General features: G+C 73.3%; 13 protein-coding genes. 5 read left to right on the forward strand and 8 right to left on the reverse strand.

Going from position 1 to position 15,597, the window contains the following annotated elements:
* Positions 1-37 precede the first annotated feature (37 nt).
* Together C569_RS0124755 and C569_RS0124760 are read right to left on the reverse strand one after the other, a co-directional pair.
* Positions 38-1,786: a thiamine pyrophosphate-requiring protein gene (locus C569_RS0124755; protein WP_018788432.1), complete on the reverse strand. Its 1,749-nt coding sequence runs from the start codon at positions 1,784-1,786 to the stop codon at positions 38-40.
* The gene (locus C569_RS0124760; RefSeq protein ID WP_018788433.1) at positions 1,779-2,903 is read right to left on the reverse strand and encodes a Vms1/Ankzf1 family peptidyl-tRNA hydrolase; all 1,125 of its coding nucleotides are present in this window, start codon (positions 2,901-2,903) and stop codon (positions 1,779-1,781) included. The genes C569_RS0124755 and C569_RS0124760 overlap by 8 nt, the downstream gene beginning before the upstream one ends.
* Before the next feature lie 143 nt (positions 2,904-3,046).
* Here C569_RS0124760 and C569_RS0124765 point away from each other — a divergent pair, with 143 nt between their 5' ends.
* On the forward strand, positions 3,047-3,595 hold the full coding sequence (locus tag C569_RS0124765; RefSeq protein WP_018788434.1) for a hypothetical protein: 549 nt from the start codon (positions 3,047-3,049) through the stop codon (positions 3,593-3,595).
* A 41-nt stretch (positions 3,596-3,636) separates the two neighbouring features.
* Positions 3,637-4,527 (forward strand): alpha/beta fold hydrolase, encoded by an 891-nt coding sequence (locus C569_RS0124770; RefSeq protein WP_018788435.1) that lies wholly within the window; start codon positions 3,637-3,639, stop codon positions 4,525-4,527.
* Here the strand turns inward: C569_RS0124770 and C569_RS0124775 are convergent.
* Positions 4,508-4,879 (reverse strand): DUF3817 domain-containing protein, encoded by a 372-nt coding sequence (locus C569_RS0124775; protein WP_018788436.1) that lies wholly within the window; start codon positions 4,877-4,879, stop codon positions 4,508-4,510. The two genes, C569_RS0124770 and C569_RS0124775, sit on opposite strands and share 20 nt — an antisense overlap.
* 155 nt (positions 4,880-5,034) lie before the next feature.
* Between C569_RS0124775 and C569_RS0124780 the strand changes: the two genes are divergently transcribed.
* Positions 5,035-6,513 (forward strand): glutamate--cysteine ligase, encoded by a 1,479-nt coding sequence (locus tag C569_RS0124780; RefSeq protein WP_026268605.1) that lies wholly within the window; start codon positions 5,035-5,037, stop codon positions 6,511-6,513.
* 92 nt (positions 6,514-6,605) lie between these two features.
* Here C569_RS0124780 and C569_RS0124785 read toward each other — a convergent pair whose 3' ends face one another.
* Positions 6,606-6,896, reverse strand: a complete 291-nt coding sequence (locus C569_RS0124785) for a helix-turn-helix domain-containing protein (protein WP_018788438.1) — start codon at positions 6,894-6,896, stop codon at positions 6,606-6,608.
* A 66-nt stretch (positions 6,897-6,962) separates the two neighbouring features.
* Here C569_RS0124785 and map point away from each other — a divergent pair, with 66 nt between their 5' ends.
* Complete coding sequence (gene map / locus C569_RS0124790) at positions 6,963-7,733, forward strand: type I methionyl aminopeptidase (protein WP_018788439.1); 771 nt, start codon at positions 6,963-6,965, stop codon at positions 7,731-7,733.
* Between the two features lie 38 nt (positions 7,734-7,771).
* Here map and C569_RS0124795 read toward each other — a convergent pair whose 3' ends face one another.
* The 4 genes from C569_RS0124795 to glgX all read right to left on the reverse strand — a co-directional run bounded on the left by C569_RS0124795 (position 7,772) and on the right by glgX (position 14,753).
* Complete coding sequence (locus tag C569_RS0124795; RefSeq protein WP_018788440.1) at positions 7,772-8,419, reverse strand: maleylpyruvate isomerase family mycothiol-dependent enzyme; 648 nt, start codon at positions 8,417-8,419, stop codon at positions 7,772-7,774.
* A gap of 179 nt (positions 8,420-8,598) precedes the next feature.
* On the reverse strand, positions 8,599-10,332 hold the full coding sequence (gene treZ / locus C569_RS0124800) for a malto-oligosyltrehalose trehalohydrolase (RefSeq protein ID WP_018788441.1): 1,734 nt from the start codon (positions 10,330-10,332) through the stop codon (positions 8,599-8,601).
* Entirely contained in the window at positions 10,329-12,629 is a 2,301-nt protein-coding gene (treY, locus tag C569_RS0124805) for a malto-oligosyltrehalose synthase (RefSeq protein ID WP_018788442.1), read from the reverse strand. Before treY ends, treZ begins: the two co-directional genes overlap by 4 nt.
* A 3-nt stretch (positions 12,630-12,632) precedes the next feature.
* Positions 12,633-14,753: a glycogen debranching protein GlgX gene (glgX, locus tag C569_RS0124810; RefSeq protein WP_018788443.1), complete on the reverse strand. Its 2,121-nt coding sequence runs from the start codon at positions 14,751-14,753 to the stop codon at positions 12,633-12,635.
* Between the two features lie 332 nt (positions 14,754-15,085).
* Here glgX and C569_RS0124815 point away from each other — a divergent pair.
* Positions 15,086-15,597 (forward strand): glycogen/starch synthase (locus tag C569_RS0124815; RefSeq protein WP_018788444.1); only part of this gene is annotated, 512 nt, incomplete at its 3' end.

Below are 15,597 nucleotides of genomic sequence, written 5' to 3' on the forward strand. Positions count from 1 at the left end.
CGGTTGCGCCCGGTCGCAGTGCCCCGCCGCGATGCCGCTAAACGACTTCGTCCGCCGCGATGGCCTCGGTCTGGATCACACGCTCCCGCACCCGGCGGGCCGCGTCCCCGTCGGCGACCAGGCCGCGCAGATCGGCCAGCGCCGGTTCCGGCGGGTCGAGCGGCACGGCCGGGTCCACCACCGCCTCCAGGACGGCGGGCCGGTCGGCCGCGAGCACCTCGTCCCACGCGGGTCCGATCAGATCCGGCCGGTCCACCCGCACGCCGTGCAGCCCGAGCAGGCGGGCCCACCCGGCGTACGGCACCTCGAGCCGCCGCTCCCCCGGTGACCGGCCGCTGCCGACGCCGGAGTGGTCCCGGTTGTTCAGCACCAGAACGATCAGCCGGGGATCGCGCCAGGCCGTCCAGTGGTGCGCCACCGTGATCAGCTCGGCCAGGCCGTTGAGCTGCATCGCGCCGTCGCCGAGCAGCGCGAGCACCGGCTCGTCCGGGCGGGCCAGCTTGGCCGCGACCGCGTACGGCAGCGCGCAGCCCATCGAGCCGAGCGTGCCGCACAGCCTGGCCTGCACTCCCGGCGGCAGCTCCAGGTGCCGGGCGTACCAGTAGACGACCGAGCCGACGTCGACGGCCACGCCGGCGTGCCGGGGCAGCCGGGCGGACAGCTCGCGGAGCACGAGCCGGGGGTCGACCGGCTCGGCGGGCGTGGCGGTGCGCTCGGCGGCGGCCACACGCCACCGGTCCGCCATCTTCTCCACCATGGCGCGCCACTCGCGGTGCGGATTCTCCGGCACCCGGGTCAGCAGCGCCCGCAGCGTCTCGGCGGCGTCGCCGACGAGCGGCACGTCCACCGGGTAGTGGGTGCCGATGCGGCGGCCGTCGATGTCGATCTGGATGGTCCGCACCTGGCCGGGCATCGGGAACCAGTCGGTCCACGGATCGTTGGTGCCGATCATCAGCAGCGTGTCGCAGCCGCCCATGAGCTGCGCGGCGGCGGTGGTGCCGACCTCGCCGAGCACGCCGGTGTGGAACGGCAGCCGCTCGTCGAGCACCGGCTTGCCCAGCAGCGACGTGGCGACGCCGGCGCCGAGCCGGTCGGCGAGCGCGACGATCTCCTCGGCCGCGCCGTGCGCGCCCTGACCGACGAGCACCGCCACCCGCTGCCCGTTGCCGAGCAGCGAGGCGGCGGCGTCCAGGTCGGCGTCGTGTGGCAGCACCCGGGCCAGCGGCTCGCCGGGCGTCGCGGTGAGCACCCCGGCGGTCTGCGGCACCAGGTCCGGTACGGCGGTGACCTGCAACGCCCGTGGCAGCACCACACAGGTCGGGCTGCGGGTCGCCGCGGCGGTGCGGAACGCCTGGTCCAGCAGCACGGGCACCTGTTCCGGGCTGCGGCCGTAGCGGACGAACTGGTTGCACACGTCGCCGAACAGCCGGCTCAACCCGATCTCCTCGTGCGCGCCACCGAGCGGGCCGGTGACGTCCTCGCCGATGATCGCGACCACCGGCTTGCTGTCGAGCTTGGCGTCGTAGAGCCCGTTGAGCAGGTGCACCGCGCTGGGCCCCTGGGTCGCCAGGCACACCCCGACACCGCCGGTGAACTTCGCATGGCCGGTGGCCATGTACGAGGCGGTCTCCTCGTGCCGGGCGGGGACGAACGCCGGGTCCCCGCCCGCGTCGTCGAGCGCGCCCACGAGCGGGGCGATCGCCGCGCCCGGACAGCCGAACACCCGCGGCACCCGCCAGGCCCGCAGGCGCTCGACCACCAGGTCGGCGACGAGACGCTCAGCCATTACCCCGCCCCGGCGTGCTCGCGTCGACGTAGCGCAGCACCGCGCCGACCCCGTCGGTCAACTCCGGCGCCTCGTCGGGCGCGAGCACGGTGAGGTCCGCGTCGGTGCCGATCAGCGCGCGCAGCAACGCCGCGTCGGCGCGTACCTGCTGGGGGTCGGCCACCGACATGCCGCTCAGCTGCGCCGGGTCGGTGGCGATCTCGGTCGGCTCGGGGCCCACCCACAGCTCGCCGTCGGCCGACGCGTCGTCGACGATCAGCATGGTGTCGACCTGGTTGCGTTGCAGCGCGGAGACCACGGCGTCGAGTCCGGCGCCGACGTCCTCCTGGACGCCGAAGCGGTCCAGGGCGTCGGCGATCCGCCGGTCGGCGACCTCGGCGACGGTCTGCACCGTGATGTCGTCCATCAGCGTGTCGTCGGCACCGACGTCGCGGGCGCCCGCGTCGATGCGCACCAGGACGTCCTGCCAGCGGGCGGGAAGCTGGGCGGCGATCATGCCGGTGGCCCGGACGTCCCCGGCCACCACCACGACGTCCGCGCCGACGCGCTCGGCCAGGTCGGCGGTGGCCGCCGCGGCGTCACCGGCGTTCTGGTGCCACGCCTCCATCGCGGCGCGCTGATAGCGGGACTGCGACCAGCCGCCCGGCTGCACCCGGCGCAGCTGGCGGCTCTGCCCGCCCCGCACCTGCGCCCGCCGGGGCACCCCGCCGGCGCTGACCGCCATGGCGTCCGCGCCGGTACGGTCGGCCAGTACCCGCACCCAGGCCACCTGCTCACCGCGCTGGGCGACGAGCGGCATGGTGTGCGGCAACGCCGACCAGCTCGCCAGGTCACGCAGTGGCGGCGCGGAGAGGTACTCGGTGAGCACCACCCGGCCCCGGCTGGCGAACACGGCGATGCCGTAGTCGCCGGGCATCGGCTGGTGCCGGCGTACGACCCCCTCCACCGCCTCGACGGTGACCGGGTCGGCGCCCTGCCCCAGCAGGTCGCCCTTGAGGGCCCGCCAGCGCAGGTCGACCTGCGCTCGCGCGTCCTGGGTGTCGCGGGAGGCGTCCATGTACACCGAGCACCAGGGCCCGGGACGGTCGTAGAGCGGGCGCAGGAAGGACAGCTGCATGCTCGACCCCTTTCCGGCTCGGCCGCACGCATACCCGCGCCCCGGCGGAGTTCACCTGCCCCGCATCCCGGGCGTGACCGATGTTCATTCACGTCGTTCAACCCGAAGGGCCGATACCATCTGTGCACGGAACGGGACTCTCGGTGGTGAACATGGACACGGAGCTGTACAGCCGGCGCATCGTCAGCCCGACGGAACGCGTCGTCACCGGGCGTCTGATCCGGTTGATGGAGGGCTACGCCCGGGAGGTCCGGGTCGGGCAGCCCGCCCTGGTCGCGGTGCTGACCGCCGCGGGGGTGGTGGGGCTGCTGCTGAAGGTGGTGCGCGCGTTGCTCAGCAGCGGCGGCGGTGGGGCCCGGCGCAGCTTCAAGGAGCTGAAGAAGGGGCCGGAGTTCCTGGTCACCCCGGTCCGGGTACGCGACGCCACCGGCCGGCTGGTCGAGGTCGAGCTGCACGGCCACCTGCCGCAGAGCGCGCTGCACCCCGGCGACCACATCCAGCTCACGCTTCGGCCGCAACGGGACGAGGACCTGCCGCCGCGGGTCGAGCGGATCGTCAACCTGACCACCGGGCAACTGCTCACCCCGCGTACCGCGACGCTCTGGTCGCACCTGGGGCCCGCGCTGCTGCTCCAGGCGATGCTGGGCGTCGTGCTGCTGCTCGGCGTGGCCGCCTGCTCGGCCCTGACGTAGGGCGTGTTTCCCGCCGGGCGACGGCGGGCACCGCTGCGGCCATGTTCGAAGGATTCACGCTCACCGAGATCGACGTCGGCGCGGTGCGCCTGCGCGTACGCCACGGCGGCTCCGGGCCACCGGTGGTGCTGCTGCACGGGCACCCGCGTACCCATGCGACGTGGCACCGGGTGGCCCCGCGGCTGGCGGCGCGGCACACGGTGATCTGCCCGGACCTGCGCGGCTACGGCGGCTCGTCGAAGCCGCCGAGCGACCCGGAGCACACCGTCTACTCGAAGCGTGCGATGGCCGCCGACGTGGTCGGGCTGCTCGACGCGCTCGGCCACCGCCGGGCCGCCGTGATCGGTCACGACCGCGGCGCGTACGTGGCCATGCGGACCGCCCTGGACCATCCCGACCGGGTGAGCCGTCTCGGCGTGCTGGACGGGGTGCCGATCGGCGAGGCGCTGGCCCGCTGCGACGCCCGGTTCGCCGCCCGCTGGTGGCACTGGTTCTTCCTCGGCCAGCTCGCCAAGCCGGCCGAGCGGGTCATAAACGCCGACCCGGACGCCTGGTACGGCGGATCACCGGAGGAGATGGGCGAGCAGGCGTACGCCGACTACCGGCAGGCCATCCACGATCCGGCCACGGTGCACGCGATGTGCGAGGACTACCGGGCCGGGCTCGGCCCGGACCGGGCGGCGGACGACGCCGACCGGGCCGCCGGGCGGCGGATCGCCTGCCCGGTGCTGTTCGCCTGGTCCGAGCGCGACGACATGGTCGACCTGTACGGCGACCCGGCGGCGATCTGGCGGGACTGGGCCGACGACGTGCGGACCGCGTCGGTTCCGTCCGGGCACCACATGGCCGAGGAGGCGCCGCGGGAGCTGACCGACGTGCTGGCCGGTTTCCTCGCGGGGGACGTCGCCGCGGTCAGCGACCGGCCGGGGTGAGCGGCCGCTGCGCGACAGCCGGCGCGTCGAGCAGGCCACGGCGGCTCGCCCAGCGCTCGAACAGCACCGTGGCGAACGGCGGCACGGCGGCGACCAGGGCCAGCCCGGTCTGCACGAGCGTCCAGCGGCGCCGCCGGGCCACCACGAGCGCCAGCAGGCCGTAGACCACGAACAGCGCGCCGTGGACGGGGCCGAAGATCTTCACGCCGATCTCGTCACCGGGCGGGCCGTACTTGACCGCCATCCCGGCCAGCAGCGCCGCCCACGAGCAGGCCTCGGCGAACGCCGCCACCACGAACGCCCGGCTCCACCCGTCGCGCATCAGCCACTCCCCTTCGCCGTCGGCGGCCATGCTATCCGCCCGGGCCGCGCCGCCCGGCCGGAACCCGCCGCCCCGCGACGGGGATCACCGGGGCCGTCACGGGGTACAGAAAGGGCCTCCGGGCCTTTCCTGACCCGCCACTGCGTGCGAGGTTGGGGAGAACCAACGGTGACAGGGTGGTGACCATGGGCGAGGACGTCGGCGTACGTACCTTCAGCCGGGAGGACCGGGCCCGCTATCGCGAGAAGGTCCGGCGGTGCCTGGACGTGTTCGCCGAGATGCTGCGCGAGTCCCGGTTCGACGTGGAGCGGCCGATGACCGGCCTGGAGATCGAGCTGAACCTGGTCGACGACGGCTTCGACCCGGCCATGCGCAACGCCGACGTGCTGGAGGCGATCGCCGACCCGGCGTTCCAGACCGAGCTGGGCCAGTTCAACGTGGAGATCAACGTCGAGCCGCGGCGGCTCGCCGGCACCGGCACGGCGGCGTTCGAGGAGCACGTCCGGGCCAGCCTGAACGCGGCCGAGGAGAAGGCCCGCACGGTGGGCGCGCACATGGTGATGGTCGGGATCCTGCCGACGCTGCGCCCGGAGCACCTGACCGCCGAGACGCTGTCGGCGAACCCCCGGTACGCGCTGCTCAACGAGCAGATCTTCGCCGCCCGCGGCGAGGACCTGCCGATCGCGATCAGCGGGGTGGAGCGGCTGGCCACCAGCGCCGACACCATCACGCCGGAGGCGGCGTGCACCAGCACCCAGTTCCACCTCCAGGTCAGCCCGGCGCAGTTCGCCGACTACTGGAACGCGGCCCAGGCGGTCGCCGGCATCCAGGTGGCGCTCGGGGCGAACTCCCCGTTGTTCTTCGGCCGGGAGTTGTGGCGCGAGACCCGGGTGCCGCTTTTCCAGCAGGCCACCGACACCCGGGCGGAGGAGATCAAGGCCCAGGGCGTACGCCCGCGGGTGTGGTTCGGCGAGCGCTGGATCACCTCGGTCTTCGACCTGTTCGAGGAGAACGTCCGCTACTTCCCGGCGCTGCTGCCGGTCTGCGACCCGGAGGACCCGGCGGCCACGCTGCACAGCGGCGGCGTCCCGAAGCTGGCCGAGCTGCGGTTGCACAACGGCACCGTCTACCGGTGGAACCGGCCGGTCTACGACGTGCTCAAGGGCCGGCCGCACCTGCGGGTGGAGAACCGGGTGCTGCCGGCCGGGCCGACCGTGCTGGACACGGTCGCCAACGGCGCGTTCTACTTCGGCCTGGTGCGGGCGCTCGCCGAGTCCGACCGTCCGCTGTGGTCGCAGATGTCGTTCAGCGCGGCCGAGGAGAACTTCAACGCCTGCGCCCGGCACGGCATCGACGCCCAGGTGTACTGGCCCGGGCTGGGCTACCTGCCGGTGACCGAGCTGGTGCTGCGCCGGCTGCTGCCGATGGCCCATCACGGGCTGGACCGGTGGGGCCTGGACCCGGCGGAGCGGGACCGGCTGCTCGGCATCGTCGAGCAGCGCTGCCTGACCGGCCGCAACGGCGCGACGTGGCAGGTGGAGACGCTGCACCGGCTGGAGTCGGCCGACCACATGGACCGGCCGGCGGCACTGCGCGAGGTGGTCCGCCACTACGTCGACCTGATGCACAGCAACCGGCCCGTGCACGAGTGGCCGATCCCCTGAGCCGGGCCGGCGCGGTGACCGTGCGTCGGGCCGGCGGGTCGGCGCGACGTGGTAGCTGGGCACCGCGACGATCAGCAGGGCGCTGGGCGGCCCTACGAGGCCAGGCGTCGTTCGGACGGCGCGAGGCGCCCCGCGGCTCCGGAACTGTTGATCTCGGACCACACCTCGTCGAGGGAGAGGCCGAGAACGTCGGCGATGGCCGCGATGGTGGGGAACGCCGGCGTGGCGACCCGGCCGGACTCGATCTTCCGGAGCGTCTCCGGGGAGACGCCCGCGTCGAGCGCGGTGAGCAGCATCGAACGCCCACCCCGGGCGCGGCGCAGGAGCGCGCCGAGGCGCTGCCCGCGTTCGACCTCGGCGGGGGTGAGGGGCAACCTGACCATGCCAGGATTCTAGTACCGGGATAACATGGCCGGGATACTTATTGGTCCCGCGAGGAAGGCGCCTGCATGATCGAGATCCTGAGCCCCACCGACGTACGGCGGGCGCGGGACACCGGCGCCCTGGTCGCCCACATCCTCCAGACGCTGCGCAGCAGCACCACGGTCGGCACGAACCTGCTCGACATCGACCGGGAGGCGCAGCTCATGATCGTCGAGGCCGGGGCGCAGTCCTGCTACGTCGACTACGAGCCGTCCTTCGGGCGCGGCCCGTTCGGCCACTACATCTGCACCTCGGTCAACGACGCGGTGCTGCACGGGCTGCCGCACGACTACACGCTCGCCGACGGCGACCTGCTGAGCCTCGACCTGGCCGTCTCACTGGGCGGGGTGGTGGCCGACTCCGCGATCAGCTTCCTCGTCGGCGACGCCCGGCCCGCGGAGAGCGTCGCGCTCATCGACGCGACCGAGCGGGCGTTGCAGGCCGGGATCGCCGCAGCCCGTCCCGGGGCCCGCGTCGGCGACCTCTCGCACGCCATCGGCTCGGTCCTCACCGGAGCCGGATACACGGTCAACACCGAGTTCGGCGGCCACGGCGTCGGGTCGACGATGCACCAGGATCCGCACGTGTCGAACACCGGGCGGCCCGGTCGCGGCTACACGCTGCGTCCCGGGCTGCTGCTGGCGCTGGAGCCGTGGGTGATGGCGGACACCGCGACGCTGGTCACCGACGCCGACGGGTGGACGCTGCGCAGCGCGACCGGCTGCCGCACCGCGCACAGCGAGCACACGATCGCCATCACCGACGACGGCGCGGAGATCCTGACGCTGCCGAGATGACGTCCCCGCCACCGCCGGGCGTCGTCAGGCAGGCGTCGTCAGGCGGGCGCGCAGCGCTGCCGCAGCGTCTGCACGCCCGGCCCGGTGAGGTCGTCGCAGTAGGCGGCCCGCCCGGCCATCGCCATCACCAGCGCGACGGTGGTGCCGCTGACCAGCGCGCCGGCGCCGGCGGTGAACGGCCCGTCGGTCGCCTCCACCCGCAGGCTCTCGATCGCGCTGCGCCCCGCCACAGTGAAGTCCCGGCCGGCGAAGAACCGGGCGACCGGCGTGACAGCCGCGACCGACGGCGTCCGGGCCAGGCCGAGCGGACGCCGGATGTCCTGGGCGTGCACGACCACCTCACCGAGCCAGGCCTCGGTCGGCCCGAACGTCGAGGTGGTGCGGCCGATGATCCGGCGGAACCGGTCGAGGGTCTCACCCGGGTCGGCGCCCCGGTGCTCGGCGAGCCGGCGGTCGTTGTGCAGATCGAAGTCGAACCGGGCGCCGAGCACGCTGACGAGCCAGCGGACGCGGCCGACGCTGCCCGCCGCCGTCAGGTGCGCGAGCGTCTCCTCCACCGTCCACCGGCCGCACAGCGAGGGCGAGGCCCACTGCGCCGCGTCGAGCCCGGCGAGATCGTCGGCCAGGGCGGCGCGCTCGACGTGCGCGAGCGCCCACAGTTCGTCCCGGGTCGGGCTGTCGGACATGGGGAACCTCCAGAGTCGGGCCGTCGGAGGTTGGACCACGCCGCCGCGTCCAACTCACCGCCGTCTCTCCGCCGATCTTGGAGTTGCGGTGGTTCGCCAACCCGGCATCTACGACATTCGAGGCACCACACCTCCAAAGATCGGCGCCGACGGGCGGGCGAGACGGGCGGGCCGGACGGTCAGAGCGCCACGATCGCCGCCGACTCCGGCGGCAGCTCGATGCCGTCGCGCATCACCGTCACCCCCTCGGAGGTGGCGAGCAGCACGCGGCGTACCACCCCGGGCAGGTTGATCCGCTGTGCCCGGCCGGCCAGATTGGCCACCACGAGCGTGTCGCCGCGCCGCATCACCAGGAACCGGTCACCGTGGCGGACGTCGACCCGGTCCAGCCGAGGGTCCGACAGGTCGGCCCGGGACCGGCGCAGCGCGATCAGCCGCCGGTAGAGGTCGTACGTCTCACGGTGTTCCGGCTTGTCCAGCTCGGCCCAGTCCAGGCGGGATCGCAGGAACGTCTGCGGGTCCTGCGGGTCGGGCACGTCGTCGGTGGCCCAGCCGTGATCGGCGAACTCCCGCCGGCGGCCGGTGGCGACCGCCGCGGCCAGTTCCGGCTCCGGGTGGCTGGTGAAGAACTGCCACGGCGTAGCTGCCGCCCACTCCTCCCCCATGAACAGCATCGGCGTGAACGGCGCGGTCATCAGCAGCGTCGCGCCCACCCGCAGCAGGCCGGGCGACAGGGTGGCGGAGATCCGGTCACCGGTGGCCCGGTTGCCGATCTGGTCGTGGTTCTGCAGGTACGCCACGAAGCGGTGACCCGGCGTGCGCTGCCTGTCGACCGGGCGGCCGTGGCTGCGGCCCCGGAAGCTGGACCAGGTGCCGGCGTGGAAGAACCCGCCGGTCAGCACGTCGGTGAGGCAGTCCAGGGAGCCGAAGTCGCCGTAGTAGCCCTGCCGCTCGCCGGTGAGCAGCGTGTGCAGCGCGTGGTGGGCGTCGTCGTTCCACTGGGCGTGCAGGCCGTACCCGCCCGCCTCCCGGGGCGTGATCAGGCGCGGGTCGTTGAGGTCGCTCTCGGCGATCAGCGACAGCGGCCGGCCGAGGTGCGTCGACAGCGCCGCCACCTCGGTGGCGACCTCCTCCAGCCAGTGCACGGCCCGGCCGTCCGGCATCGCGTGCACGGCGTCCAGCCGCAGCCCGTCGACGTGGTAGTCGCGCAGCCAGGTCAGCACGCTGTCGGCGATGTAGCGGCGCACCCCGTCGGAGTGCCGGCCGTCCAGGTTGACCGTGCGGCCCCAGGTGTTGCTCTGCTCGGTGAGGTACGGCGCGAACCGCGGCGCGTAGGCCCCGGAGGGCCCGAAATGGTTGTAGACGACGTCGAGGATCACCCCCAGGCCCTTGGCGTGGGCGGCGTCGACGAACCGTTTCAGGCCGTCCGGACCGCCGTACGGCTCGTGCGGGGCGTACCAGCAGACACCGTCGTAGCCCCAGTTGTACTCGCCGTTGAACGCGTTCACCGGCAGCAGCTCGACCATGTCGACACCGAGGTCGACCAGGTGGTCCAGCTTGGCGATCGCCCCGTCGAACGTGCCCTCGGGGGTGAACGTCCCGATGTGCAGCTCGTACAGCACGCTGCCGGGTAGTTGCCGGCCGGTCCAGTCGGCGTCGGACCAGGCGAACGCGGCGTGGTCGTAGAGCCGGCTGGGACCGTGCACCCCGGCCGGCTGCCACGCCGAGCGGGGGTCGGGCAGGGCCTGGTCGTCGTCGTCGAGCAGGAACGCGTAGTCGGTGCCCGGCCCGGCGTCGGGCACCTCGACCCGCCACCAGCCGTCCGGCCCCTGACGCATCGCCTGGTCGGCGGCGCCGGGCAGGCGCAGCCGCACCCGGGCGGCCTCGGGCGCCCACACCGTGAACTCGGTCATGCGGCGGCCTCCACAGAGTCGGTGGGTGCGAGGAGGGCGACGGGGTAGGTGCTCAGCAGATCATCCAGGAGCAGCTCAGAACCACTGTAGACCCGCCCGGTGAACAAGTCGGTGCACTGATGAACGGAAAGTGACACGGTCGTGTCCCGCCAGCCGCCGGAACGGGCCAGCCGCAGCGGCAGCCGGGTCGCCACCGCGACCGCGCCGCCCCGGTCGAAGGCCACCGCGTGCGTGGCGGCCGGACCGCACGCCGGCACCGGCCGGTAGCCGCCGAACAGGTCCGGGCGGTGGCGGCGCAGCCGCAACGTGCGGGACACCACGAGCAGCTTGGCCGCGCCGTCGCCGGCCACCGCGGGCCGCCATCCGGCGTCGAGCCGGGCCAGCATGTCCCGGCGTACGGCGAAGTCGACCGGCCGCCGGTTGTCCGGGTCGACGAGCGAGTTCTCCCACAGCTCGGTGCCCTGGTAGACGTCGGGCACACCGGGCATGGCGAGCTGCACCAGCTTCTGCCCGAGCGCGTTCGACCAGCCGGGCGGGGTGATCTCGGCGGCGAACGCGGTGATCTGGGCGTGCAGCTCCGGGTCGTCGTACATCCGGTCGACCAGCGCGTGCAGCTCGTGTTCGAAGGCCGGGTCCGGGTCGGCCCAGCTCGTGCTCACCGACGCCTCCCGGGCGGCCTTCTCGGCGTACCCGTGCAGTCGCTCCCGTTCGATCGGCCACGCCCCGACGGCGGTCTGCCAGAGCAGGTGGGCCAGCGCGGGGTCGGCCAGCGGCGCGCGGGACATCCAGTCGGCGACCCGCTCGGCCCAGCGGCCCGGCAGCTCGGAGAGCACCGCGAGCCGGGCGCGGACGTCCTCGCCGCGCTTGGTGTCGTGGGTGGAGAGCGCGGTCATGCTCGCCGGCCAGCGCACCTGCCGGGTGGCGGCGAACCGGTGCAGCTCGGCCGGCGGCACACCGAAGTGGGCCGGGCTGCCGCCGACCTCGTTGAGGGCGACGAACCGGCTCCACCGGTAGTACGCGGTGTCCTCCACGCCCTTTGCCATCACCGCACCCGTGAGCTGCGGGAACCGGGCGGCCAGCTCGTGGCCGGGATCGCGTAGCCGGGCGGTGACCGCGTCCAGCACGCCGGTCAGGTCGGGGCGGCGGCGGCCGGCCTCGCTGCGGGCGGCGGCCAGATGACGGGCGCCGGAGGGCGGGTAGCCGCGGTAGACCGGGAAGCACGCGGCCAGCTCGGCGAGGGCCGCGCGCACCTGCTCGCCGGGCAGCTCCGGCACGAGCGCGGCCAGCCGGGTCAGCTCGGCGGCGAGCAGCCGGGTGGCGGCCTCCAGCTTGGTGGCGTGTGTCAGGTCCGGCCAGGAGGTGTGCCGCCCGGTCAGCCGGCCGTCCAGCGTGGTGAACTCCGGTTCGGCGGCCGGGTCGACGAACAGCCCGGACACGGCGGCCAGCGCGTCGTAGCCGGTGGTGCCGTCGACCGGCCAGTCCGGCAGGTCCTCGCCGTACTCCAGGATCTTCTCCACCACCAGCCAGCTCCCGGGCGCGGCGGCGCGCAACCGGGCCAGGTAGCCGGCCGGGTCGCGCAGCCCGTCCGGGTGGTCGACGCGGATGCCGTCGACCTCCCCGGCGTCGACCCAGCGCAAGATCTCCGCGTGGGTGGCGTCGAAGACCTCCGGGTCCTCCACCCGCAGGCCGGCCAGGTCGGACACGGCGAAGAACCGGCGGTACGTCAGCTCGGCGTCGCCGCGCCGCCAGTTCACCAGCTCGTACTGCTGCCGGTCGTGCACCTGGCGGGGCGTGCCCTCACCGGTGCCGTCGGCGACCGGGAAGCGGTGCTCGTGGTAGCGCAGCTCCCCGTCGACGAACTGCAGGTCGTCGAGCGCGTCGGCGGTGTCGGCCAGCACCGGCAGCAGCAGCCTCCCCCGGTCCCAGTCGATGTCGAACCAGTGCGCGTACGCCGAGTCGCGTCCCCGCCGCAGCACGTCCCACCAGGCCGGGTTGGCCTCCGGCCGGGCCACTCCGGCGTGGTTGGGCACGATGTCCACGACCAGGCCCAGCCCGGCCGCGCGCAGCGCCCGGACCAGCCGCACCCGGGCGGCGTCGCCGCCGAGCTGCGGGTTGACCGCGCGGTGGTCGACCACGTCGTAGCCGTGCGCGGAGCCGGGGGTGGCGGTGAGCAGCGGCGCGGTGTAGAGGTGGGTGACGCCGAGCGCGGCGAGGTAGCCCGCCAGCTCGGCCGTGGTGTCCAGGTCGAAGCCGGGACGCACCTGGACCCGGTAGGTCGAGCGAGGGGTGTCGGGCATCGGTCAGGCCGTCCTCTCCAGGACCAGCAGCGAGCGGTCCGGCACGCAGACCGTGCCGCCCGCCTCGACGAGCGTCGTCTTCTCCGGATCGGGTTCCGCAGTGCTGATCACCAGCTCCCACCGGGTGCCGAACTCCTCACCGGGCAGCGTGAAGTCCAGCGGCGCGTCGTGCGCGTTGAACAGCAGCAGGAACGAGCTGTCCCGGTGGCGCTGGCCGTACTGGCCGCGTTCGCCGATGCCGTCGCCGTTGACGAACAGGGCCACCGAGCGGCCGAAGTCGTTGCCCCAGTCCTCGCCGGTCATCTCCCGCCCGTCCGGGGTGTACCAGGCCAGATCCGGCAGCCCGGAGCCGGCGGCCCGGCCGCCCACCGGCAGGCCGGTGAAGAACCGGCGGCGGCGGAACACCTGGTGCCGGTTGCGGAACGCGGTGAGCCGGTGGACGAAGTCCAGCAGCTCGTCGTCGGCCCGCTCCCAGTCGACCCAGGCGATCTCGCTGTCCTGGCAGTAGGCGTTGTTGTTGCCGCCCTGGGTGCGGCCCAGCTCGTCACCGTGACCGAGCATCGGCACACCCTGGGACAGGATCAGCGTGGCCAGGAAGTTGCGCCGCTGCCGGGCGCGCAGCGCGCGTACGCCCGGGTCGTCGGTGTCCCCCTCGACGCCGCAGTTCCAGGACCGGTTGTGGCTCTCCCCGTCCCGGTTGTCCTCGCCGTTCGCGTCGTTGTGCTTGTCGTTGTAGGAGACCAGGTCGGTGAGCGTGAACCCGTCGTGGCAGGTGACGAAGTTGATGCTGTGGAACGGGCGGCGGCCGTCGTCCTGGTAGAGGTCGGCGGAGCCGGAGATGCGGGAGGCGAACTCGGCGAGCGTGGCCGGCTCGCCGCGCCAGAAGTCGCGTACGGTGTCGCGGTACTTGCCGTTCCACTCGGTCCACTGCGGCGGGAAGTTACCGACCTGGTAGCCGCCGGGACCGACGTCCCACGGCTCGGCGATGAGCTTGACCCGGCCGACCACCGGGTCCTGCTGCACCACCTCGAAGAACGTGGACAGGCGGTCCACCTCGTAGAACTCGCGGGCGAGCGTGGCGGCCAGGTCGAACCGGAAGCCGTCGACGTGCATCTCGGTGACCCAGTAGCGCAGCGAATCCATGATCAGTTGCAGCGAGTGCGGACTGCGCACGTTGAGGCTGTTGCCGGTGCCGGTGTAGTCGACGAAGTAGCGCCTGTCGTCCTCGGAGAGCCGGTAGTAGCTCGGGGTGTCGATGCCCTTGAAGCTCAGCGACGGCCCGAGGTGGTTGCCCTCGGCGGTGTGGTTGTAGACCACGTCGAGGATCACCTCGATGCCTGCCGCGTGCAGCGCCTTGACCATGCCCCGGAACTCCTGCACCTGCTGGCCCAGGCGGCCCAGCGCGGAGTAGCCGTGGTGCGGGGCGAAGAAGCCGATGGTGTTGTAACCCCAGTAGTTGCGCAGCCCCAGGTCGGCCAGGCGGTGGTCGTGCACGAACTCGTGCACCGGCATCAGCTCCACCGCCGTCACGCCGAGCCGCTTGAAGTGCTCGATCATCACCGGGGAGGCGATCGCCGCGTACGTGCCGCGCAACTCCTCCGGGATGCCGGGGTGGCGCATGGTCAGGCCGCGCACGTGCGCCTCGTAGATCACCGAGTGGTGGTACGGCGTGCGGGGCGGCCGGTCGTTGCCCCAGTCGAAGTACGGGTTCACCACCACCGACTTCGGCATGTACGGCGCCGAGTCGGCGGTGTTCATCACGTCCGGGTCGCCGCCCACCTCGTAGTCGTAGACCGACGGGTGCCAGGTGACCTCCCCGTCGACCGCCTTCGCGTACGGGTCGAGCAGCAGCTTGTGCGGGTTGCAGCGCAGCCCCTCGGCCGGGTTCCACGGGCCGTGCACCCGGTAGCCGTAGCGCTGGCCGGGCCCGACGCCCGGAATGTAGGCGTGCCAGACGTACGCGTCGACCTCGCGCAGCTCCACCCGGCGCTCGGTGCCGATGTCCCACTCGTCGAACAGGCACAGCTCGATCCTCTCCGCCACCTCGGAGAAGATCGCGAAGTTGGTGCCCATCCCGTCGTACGTGGCGCCGAGGGGGTAACTCTCGCCCGGCCAGACCTGCATGTCGCTCCTTCGGCCCATGATCGTGAGCACACCGGACAGGGGAACCGCCGATGCGCACGTCGGTGATGCCCCGCCGCACCCTCCGCCAATCCACCCGTTCGGACCGTAACCGAATCCACCCTCCTGAGTCCGGATAGACGTTCGGGTGTCATCCGTCACGATCGCCCTTTTCGAGATGCGGACCGGCGCCGGATGGACTTTCCTGGATCCGGGCCCGCGCGCGGGCCGCCCGGCCGTTCGGTCATCCCTCACCACCCCCCTCACCACCCTCACCACCGCCTGTCGCCGCCACCGAAGCCGGCGTGTCTCACCCTGCACGGACGGAGATCCACGTGACCACTCTGCGGGTCGGCGCCCAGCCCGCCACCGCGACGGACCGGCTCCACCGGCCCACTCTCACCTCCCGCCCGACCCCGCCGTCGCCGGCCGGGGCCGCGCCCCGGACACGGCGCATCCTGATGCTGTCGTGGGAGTACCCGCCGGTGCTCGTCGGTGGCCTCGGCCGCCACGTCCATGCCCTGTCGGTCGCCCTGGCCGCCGCCGGACACGAGGTCACAGTCGTCACCCGCCACGCCGAGGGCGCCCCCCTCGAGGAGTACGCCGACGGCGTCCGCATCGTCCGCGCCGCCGAGGACCCCGTCACGTTCCCCCTCGCCACCTCATCACTGCTGGCCTGGACCATGGCGTTCAACCACACCCTCACCCGGGCCGCACTACGCGCCACCGAAACCGGCACCTACGACGTCATCCACGCCCACGACTGGCTCGTCGCACACACCGCGATGACACTGCGCGAACACCTGGACGTGCCACTGGTCACCACCATCCACGCCACCGAGGCAGG

This window comes from Micromonospora sp. CNB394 (assembly GCF_000374985.1).
In the GTDB taxonomy this organism is placed as follows: Bacteria; Actinomycetota; Actinomycetes; order Mycobacteriales; family Micromonosporaceae; genus Micromonospora; species Micromonospora marina.